Consider the following 7,661-nt stretch of genomic DNA (forward strand, 5'->3'; position numbering starts at 1 on the left):
ATCCGCAGCCCGGCCGCCGGCACCGTCACGCGCGGCAGCCCCGTCAGCGAGACCGCGACCAGCACGCCGATCCCGGCGATCGCCCACATCACGCCCCGCCAGCCGAGCCACGCGCCGACGAGCACGCCGATCGGCACGCCGGCCACGCTGGACACCGAGAGGCCCGTCGCCACCCAGGACAGCGCCCGCCCACGGGTCGCGTCGCTCGCGGTCGCGCCGGCCACCGCGAACGCGTTGGACTGGAAGGCCGCCGCGCCGATCGCGGCGACCACCCGCGCGAGGGCCAGCACCGCGAACGTCGTGCCGACCGCCTGGCCGACCATGCCGACGACGAACACCACCATCCCGCCGGCCAGCAGCCAGCGCCGGTCCCAGCCGCCGGTGAACGCGGCGATCAGCGGGGAGCCGACCGCGTAGGTCACGGCGAACACCGTCGTCAGCTGGCCCGCCGTGGACTCCGACACCCGCAAATCGGCGGCGATCGTCGGCAGGAGTCCATTGAGGACGAACAGGTCGGTGCCGACGGTGAACACGCCGACCGCGAGCACGGTCAACATCCCCGTATTGTTCGATGACGATCGAAGCGTCACGCGGGCAATCGTGTCGTATAGTTTGATCGTTGTCAAAGTATTTGGCAGGGTGGTCCCGTGAGTCGCACGCTTCCTCAACCCGACCGGGACGACATCGACCTCGTCACGGTGCTCCGCGCACTGGCCGACCCGGTGCGCCTGGAGATCCTGCGCGAGCTCGCCGCCCAGCAGGAGCCGCACCCGTGCTCGGCGGACGCCTACGACGTGGACGTCAAGGCCGCCACCATGTCCCACCACTGGCGGGTGCTGCGCGAGGCCGGGGTGACCACGACGTTCGTCGACGGCCGCCGTCGGTGGGTTGGGCTGCGCCGCGAGGACGTGGAGAAGCGGTTCCCCGGCCTGCTGGACTCCGTGCTGGGCTGAGAGCCGGGTCAGGCCGCGGCCCTGTCCTGCGCGCGCAGGAAGGCGGCCAGGCCGGCGAGGTCGTCGGTGTTGATGTGGTCCACCTCCGCCGCGACGAGCTCGCGCCAGACCGCCTCGCGCTGCGGGCCCGCGACGTCCGGGGTCGCCCAGAACCGGACCCGCTGGCCGGCGCGGTGGGCCGTGTCGACGATCCGCCGGAGCTCGGCCCGCTCGCCCGCGGGCATCTCGCCGGCGCCGGTCCAGGTGAACAGCGTTGTCCAGTTGTCGGACACCAGCGGAGCCAGCCGGGCGTCGCCGCCGGGACCCACGTCGTCCGGGTTCGCGATGCGCCCGTCGTAGAACGCCATCCGGGTGCGCTGACCCTCCATCGTCGCCCGCGGCCGGTTCCCGGACACGACCGCGGTGACCGGCCCGCGCTTGACGTGGCCGAAGCGGTACTTCGTCCACAGGAACGCGTATCGCGGCGAGCGCAGCAGGGCGTCGAGGGCGGCGTAGGTCGACTCGCCCTCTGTCTTGATGTCGATCAGCAGCTGGAACTCGACGCGCTTGCCGGGGTAGACGCCGCCGTGGCTCACCTTGTGCCGCAAAGGATCCAGGTAGAGCGAGCGCAGGGTGCGGTCGGGGTCGAGGTCCTCCGGGTCGTGCGCGACGAGCAGCTCGCCGTCGACGAGGAAGATGTCCGCCTCGACGCTGGTGAACCCGTGGTCGAGCGCGTCGTGCAGGGGTCGGGTGTGCTCGTAGTCGTTGTGCGCGTGGGCCTGGGCGAGCGGCGTGACGTGCCGGGCGGGGCTCGCGGCCACCGGCAGCGAGGCGGCGACGAGGCCGGCGAGGACGACGAGCAGGAGCAGGGGTCGGCGCAGGGCCCGCACGGTGACCTCCGTCTGGTGGGGAGCGGGTGCTCGGCCACCGTAGGGCACCCGGGTGAACGCCGGACGGCGTTTCGCGGTCAGGATCCCCGGCTGGTGGCGGCGTGGAGGTTGCCGTCCGCGCCGGCCAGGCAGGCCGCCGCCTGGTCGCCGGTGTCGACGAACTCGGCCAGGCAGCGGCCGAGCTGCTCGTGGCCGGCTTCGTTGGGGTGGAAGGACTCCTGCAGCGCGTGCGTCGCGCGGTCCTCGTGCTGCAGGTCGTCCCACTCGACCGCCAGCCGGCGGAACCACTCCCGGCTCGGGTCGCGCTCGTCGGAGCACGCCTCGTGGCCGACACCCGCTCGGGACAGGTCGAGGAACCGCGCGTCCACCCGTCCCGCGGCCTCGCGGACGCCGGTGGTGAGGATCGGGACCGCGGTGCGCTGCACCCAGCGCAGGTCGTCCGAACGGAACGGGCAGCCGGACAGATCCTGCAGGTCGGGCGCCACGTTCGGGCCCACCGGCGCGGCGTAGGACTGGACGATCAGCTGGTAGTCCGTCTCCTGGTAGCCGGCGTTGCTCATGACCGTCCGGATGTCGCGCAGCGCCCGCTCGAGCTTCGGCACCATCCGCTCCACCCGCTGCGACCACTCGGGCCCGACCGTCTCGTGGCACGGCCTGCCCTGGCCGGTCCAGCCCTCCACACAGGCGTTGAGCACGTGGGAGAACGCCGGATCGTCGTTGGCGCCCGACGCGACGACGATCGCCGTCACCCGGTTGCGGGCGGCGATCGGCGCGAGGCGCTCCGCCTGGGACGGCTCCGTGTACTGCTCGAAGTCACCCAGGCCGACCTGCGGGGACGGCGCTCCGGAACACGCCAGGTTGATCGTCCGGTCGATCGTCGGCAGGCTCGTCCGGTAGATCGACGCGTGCCGCGAGCGGTGGCACCAGTTCCCGTCCTCCCCGTCGGTGCCCTTCTCGTAGTCGTGCGCGCCCTCGCCGGAGATCGTGCTGTCGCCCATGGCCACGAGCACCCGCGGCGCGTTCTCCGGCGGTCCGGGCAGCGGGGTGGGCTCCGGCGCGAGGTCGTCGGCCACGAGCAGGACCGTGCCGAGCAGCAGGACAACTGCCGCGAGCGCGACCCACGCTCGCCATCCGGTCGGTCGCATCGTGCTCAGCGTAGTCGCAGCGAACGGCGCTCCCCCCGAAGCAGGGGGAGCGCCGTTCGGTGTCGTCGGTGTCGTCGGGTCAGAGCGGGCGGCGGATGTTCCGCGGGTCCCGCTTGTCGAGCGTCTCGACCGCGGCCGACCGCTGGGCGGTCGGGGCGGCGCTCAGTCCGGCCCAGCGCAGCAGCGTCGCCGTCGCGGCGGCCTTTTCGGTCGCGCCGAGCTTGGCGATGTTCGCGCCGTGGTTGGCGCCCGGCGCGGTGTAGGTGTACGAGTCCTTGTTGCTCGGGTGGAACGGCTCGGCACCCCACGGGTCGGCGGAGCCGTAGACGAACAGCATCTGGCTTGCGTCCTTGCGCACCCAGCGGTCCACGTCGGCGATCGGCCACGGGTCGTGCTTGGACCGCAGCTCCTCGGGCAGGCTGGAGTTCGCCACGTACAGGTTCGGGTAGTGCAGCAGGTCCTTCAGGTACCGGAACTTCGGCTGCGGCCAGCCCAGCTGGGTCGCGGCCTGGAAGTAGTACGGCGAGTAGAACAGGATGCCCTCGTCGGCGTAGAACGAGAAGCCGGCCACGCTGTCGATGAAGTCGAAGATCTCCTGGTCGGTAGCCGCACCGGTGGGCACCGCGCCGCAGTCGGCCTCGCTCGAGTACTGCCAGAACGCCCACTCGGTGTCCAGCACGGTCATCTCGAAGGCCTTGTCCGTCGAGCCGAAGACCTGGTCGAAATGTAGGTCGTTCGCCGCGGCGTACTGGTCGTAGAGGTTGACCATCTCGGTGCGTCGGCTCAGCGCCTCCTTCTGGAGGTTCTTGAGCGCCGTGCGGCAGGCCGGGGTCGAGCCGACGCTCGCGAAGAAGTCGTCGTAGGCCTTGTCCTGCTTGTTGTCGGCGTCGTTCGGGGCCACGTAGGCGACCACGCCGTCGACGTCCCGCGGGTAGAAGCGGCGGTGGTAGACCGAGGTCATGCCGCCCTTGCTGGCACCGGTCGAGATCCACTTGGCCGAGTAGATCGGCTTCAGGGCCTTGACGATCTTGTGGTGGTCGGTGGCCGCCTGCCAGATGTTGAGCTTGCGCCAGTCCGCCGGGTTGGGCCGGGACGGGCTGAAGAACCGCTGCTCGACGGAGATCTGGTTGCCGTCGACGAGCGTGGTCGGCTCCGAGCGGAACGCGCCCTCGGGCATGTTGTAGCCGGTGGTGTGCAGGATCATCGGCCGGGGGGTGTCCCGGTGCAGCAGCTGGAAGCGCTGCTCGAAGGTCGGCCCCTGCGGGTTCGTGTGGTCGACCAGCTGGCGCATGGTCAGGAAGAAGAACCGGTAGCCGGGCGCGGGCACCGCCTCCTCGGACACGACCGTGACCCCGGGCGCGGCCTCGAGCCGGTCGACGAGATCGTCCTGCGCCTGCACGGACGCGCCGGGCTCGGGTCCGGCCTGCGCCGGCAGGGTGACGGTGAGCCCGATCATGCTCGCCGCGACCACGGGCAGGATCGCTGCCGCGAGCGTCCTTCTTCGGATGGACACGCCACTCTCCCTCGCATCGATGGTCGCGCTGGGTATATGCGACCGCCTGCGAGAGTGTTCCTGACTGGCCCCGTTGGTGGTAGACCCAAAACCCTGCACTTCACTGTGCGTACGAGCCATCACCCGCGGTAGGTGTTGCCGGCGCGCGGGGTGGGTACGAAGGGCCCATGACGATTCCGGATCTCACCCTGAACAACGGCGTGTCCATGCCGCGGCTCGGCTTCGGCGTGTTCCAGGTACCGGCCGAGCAGACGGCCGAGACGGTGGCGCAGGCGCTGCGCGCCGGCTATCGCAGCATCGACACGGCCGCGGCGTACGGGAACGAGGAGGGCGTCGCCCAGGCGATCCGCGAGTCCGGCATCGCCCGCGAGGACCTGTTCGTCACCACCAAGCTGTGGAACGACGACCACGGCTACGACCAGACGCTTCGCGCGTTCGACGCCAGCCTGCGCCGCCTCGAGCTGGACCACCTCGACCTGTACCTGGTCCACTGGCCGACCCCGAAGCGCGACACCTACGTCGAGACGTGGCGCGCCTTCGAGAAGCTGCAGGCCGACGGCCGGGTGCGGGCGATCGGGGTGTCGAACTTCCAGCCGGCGCACCTGCGCCGGATCGTCGACGAGACCGGCACCGTCCCGGCGGTGAACCAGATCGAGCTGCACCCGTTCCTGCAGCAGGCCGAGCTGCGCGGGATGCACGGCGACCTCGGCATCGCCACCGAGGCGTGGAGCCCGCTCGCCAAGGGCGGCGACCTCCTCGGCGAGCAGGCCCTCGTGGAGCTCGCGGACAAGCACGACCGCACGCCCGCCCAGGTGGTCATCCGTTGGCACCTGCAGCTGGGCAACGTGGTGATCCCGAAGTCCGTCACGCCGGCCCGCATCCGGGAGAACCTGGACGTCTTCGGCTTCGCCCTCGACGACGAGGACATCGCCCGACTGTCCACATTGGAACGTGGACTGCGGACCGGACCGAACCCCGACGCGTTCAACTGACGCGGTCGAGCGGTTTCGGCGCGCCCCCTGCGCGCGCCGAAACCGCGCAGGACCGCGCCTATTCGTCCAGTTCGCCGCCGGTCGACTCGTAGTCCGTCCACCACTTCTGGCCCGTCTCGGGCAGCGTGGCGATCGGGTCGTAGTAGGGGTACTTGCGGCTCAGCGCGTCCGGGTCGCGGCGCTCGATGCCGGTGCGGTAGTTCTTCGTCCAGTACGAGATGCCGCGCTCGCGGTCGTACTCGGCGAGCTGGTGCACCCAGCGCTTCCCGACGTAGGGCACGTCGCAGATGATCCGCGGCGTCGCGTACCCGGGCAGGTAGCCCATGATCGCGTGCTGCAGCTGCTGTGCCTCCCACACCGCGACCCGCCAGTGCTCGGCGTTGGGGATCATGTCGCACATGTAGAAGTAGTACGGCAGGATGTTCGCCTCGCCCTGCAGCGCGAAGCAGAGGTCCAGCAGGTCGTCCGGGCTGGCGTTGACGCCGCGCATCAGCACGCCCTGGTTGCGCACGTCGCGGACGCCGATCTCCAGCGCGGTCCGCGCCGCCTCGGCGACCAGCGGCGTCACCGACTGCGCGTGGTTGACGTGCGTGTGGATAGCCAGGTTGACCCCGCGGCGGCCGGCGGTGCGGGCCACCCGCTCCAGACCCTCCACGACCTTCGGCTGCAGCCAGTGCTGCGGCAGGCCGGCGAGAGCCTTGGTGGCCAGCCGGATGTCGCGCACGGTCTCGATGTCCAGCAGTCGCATGAGGAACGACTCGAGCTGGTGCCACGGCACGTTCGCCACGTCGCCGCCGGAGACCACCACGTCGCGCACGCCGGGCGTGCGCTTCAGGTAGTCGATCATCTGGTCCTGGCGGTCGACCGGCTTGAGCGCGAGCTTGTGCTTGTCGACCTGCGGCGTCGAGTTCCCGACCAGGTCCATCCGGGTGCAGTGTCCGCAGTACTGCGGACAGGTGGACAGCAGCTCGGCCAGCACCTTGGTGGGATAGCGGTGGGTCAACCCCTCGACCACCCACATCTCCGCCTCGTGCAAGGAGTCCCGTGAGGAGTGCGGGTGGTTCGGCCACTGTGGATCGCGGTCGCTCGCCACCGGCATCATGTACCGGCGGATGGGGTCCGCGAGGAAGGCCTTTGTGTACGCGTCCTGTTCGAGGTCCGCGTCCGGCGCCATCGTGTTCAGCATCTGCGGCGGCAGCAACATCGACATCGTCGCGAGCCGGTCCTGGTCGGCCGCCAGGTCCTCGTAGAACGACTCGGCGAGCAGGTCGCCGACGACGGCCCGCAGCTGCTTGATGTTCTTCACGCAGTGCACCCGCTGCCACTGGGCGTCGCGCCACTGGGCCTCGGTGATCTCCCGCCAGCCGGGGAAGCGGCGCCAGTCGGGCTCCACGAGCTCTCGTCTGACGTACTCGTACGGTTGCCGAGAGGTCTCGTCCACCGCCTCGGAGACTGTCGTGGCGGCGTTGACCACACTGCGCGTCGCCGTCATCTGTTCTCCTTACCGCTAGGTTGACGTAAAGATATGCTGTCAGAACGTATCCTAGACGCAAATTATTCGGAATCCTACGGAAGGAGGGTTGCGTGTCGTCGCCGTTCGGTCTACACCGCGTGCTCGAGCCCGCCGGGGTGCTGCCGCAGCAGGCGTGGCGCCTCTCGACGGAGGTTCGCTCGTGGCCGGATGAGGTGCTGGTGGACGTCGAGGTGCTCAACCTCGACGCCGCGTCCTACCGGCAGCTGCGCGAGCGGCACGGCGAGCCGGAGGCGGTGCGGCGGGCGGTGCTGGAGATCATCACCGAGCGCGGGAAGATGCACAATCCGGTCACCGGATCGGGTGGCATGCTGCTCGGCACCGTCCGCGAGGTCGGCCCGGAGTCCCCGCTCGGCCTCGAGCCCGGCGACCGCATTGCGACGCTCGTCTCCCTCACGCTCACTCCACTTCGGATCGACGACGGGCTCGCCGACTGGAGCGGCGACGGCGAGCAGGTCCCGTGCCGCGGCACGGCCGTCCTCTTCGGACGCTCGATCGCCGCGGTGCTGCCCGCCGACCTGCCCGACGAGCTCGCACTGTCCGTGCTGGACGTGTGCGGCGCGCCCGCGCTGACCGACCGCGTGGTCCGCGAGGCGGGCTCGAGCCCGTCGGTGCTGGTGCTCGGCGGGGGCGGCAAGTCCGGCAGCCTCTCGCTCGC

Annotated in this window: 7 protein-coding genes and 1 pseudogene; 3 read left to right on the forward strand and 5 right to left on the reverse strand. The window is 70.6% G+C overall.

Features of this window, described 5'->3' with window-relative positions:
- Nucleotides 1-557, reverse strand: a 557-nt coding sequence (locus ACRDSK_RS29630) for an MFS transporter (RefSeq protein WP_431444657.1), incomplete at its 3' end; no start/stop codon positions are given.
- A 90-nt stretch (nucleotides 558-647) separates the two neighbouring features.
- Here ACRDSK_RS29630 and ACRDSK_RS29635 point away from each other — a divergent pair.
- Complete coding sequence (locus tag ACRDSK_RS29635) at nucleotides 648-953, forward strand: ArsR/SmtB family transcription factor (protein ID WP_431444658.1); 306 nt, start codon at nucleotides 648-650, stop codon at nucleotides 951-953.
- Nucleotides 954-961: 8 nt separating this feature from the next.
- Here the strand turns inward: ACRDSK_RS29635 and ACRDSK_RS29640 are convergent, their stop codons facing one another.
- The 3 genes from ACRDSK_RS29640 to ACRDSK_RS29650 form a co-directional block, all read right to left on the reverse strand.
- Nucleotides 962-1,822 carry a phosphatidylinositol-specific phospholipase C/glycerophosphodiester phosphodiesterase family protein gene (locus ACRDSK_RS29640; RefSeq protein WP_431444659.1) on the reverse strand — a complete coding sequence of 287 codons (861 nt, stop codon included), beginning with the start codon at nucleotides 1,820-1,822 and terminating at the stop codon, nucleotides 962-964.
- A 77-nt stretch (nucleotides 1,823-1,899) separates the two neighbouring features.
- Complete coding sequence (locus ACRDSK_RS29645) at nucleotides 1,900-2,967, reverse strand: GDSL-type esterase/lipase family protein (RefSeq protein ID WP_431444660.1); 1,068 nt, start codon at nucleotides 2,965-2,967, stop codon at nucleotides 1,900-1,902.
- A gap of 79 nt (nucleotides 2,968-3,046) precedes the next feature.
- Complete coding sequence (locus ACRDSK_RS29650; RefSeq protein WP_431444661.1) at nucleotides 3,047-4,480, reverse strand: S28 family serine protease; 1,434 nt, start codon at nucleotides 4,478-4,480, stop codon at nucleotides 3,047-3,049.
- Between the two features lie 167 nt (nucleotides 4,481-4,647).
- Here ACRDSK_RS29650 and ACRDSK_RS29655 point away from each other — a divergent pair, with 167 nt between their 5' ends.
- Nucleotides 4,648-5,472, forward strand: a complete 825-nt coding sequence (locus ACRDSK_RS29655; RefSeq protein ID WP_431444662.1) for an aldo/keto reductase — start codon at nucleotides 4,648-4,650, stop codon at nucleotides 5,470-5,472.
- A gap of 58 nt (nucleotides 5,473-5,530) precedes the next feature.
- Here ACRDSK_RS29655 and ACRDSK_RS29660 read toward each other — a convergent pair whose 3' ends face one another.
- Nucleotides 5,531-6,964 carry a KamA family radical SAM protein gene (locus ACRDSK_RS29660; RefSeq protein WP_431444663.1) on the reverse strand — a complete coding sequence of 478 codons (1,434 nt, stop codon included), beginning with the start codon at nucleotides 6,962-6,964 and terminating at the stop codon, nucleotides 5,531-5,533.
- A 92-nt stretch (nucleotides 6,965-7,056) separates the two neighbouring features.
- Between ACRDSK_RS29660 and ACRDSK_RS29665 the strand changes: the two are divergent.
- Nucleotides 7,057-7,661: pseudogene (locus ACRDSK_RS29665) on the forward strand (L-erythro-3,5-diaminohexanoate dehydrogenase); the annotation flags it as partial.

The organism is Actinophytocola sp. (genome assembly GCF_050699915.1).
Taxonomy (GTDB): domain Bacteria; phylum Actinomycetota; class Actinomycetes; order Mycobacteriales; family Pseudonocardiaceae; genus Actinophytocola.

Excerpts from the sequence above, each read along its gene's own strand:
- ACRDSK_RS29645 (WP_431444660.1), bottom strand. The coding sequence starts at position 2,967 with ATGCGACCGACCGGATGGCGAGCGTGGGTCGCGCTCGCGGCAGTTGTC.
- ACRDSK_RS29655 (WP_431444662.1), top strand. The coding sequence starts at position 4,648 with ATGACGATTCCGGATCTCACCCTGAACAACGGCGTGTCCATGCCGCGG.
- ACRDSK_RS29660 (WP_431444663.1), bottom strand. The coding sequence starts at position 6,964 with ATGACGGCGACGCGCAGTGTGGTCAACGCCGCCACGACAGTCTCCGAG.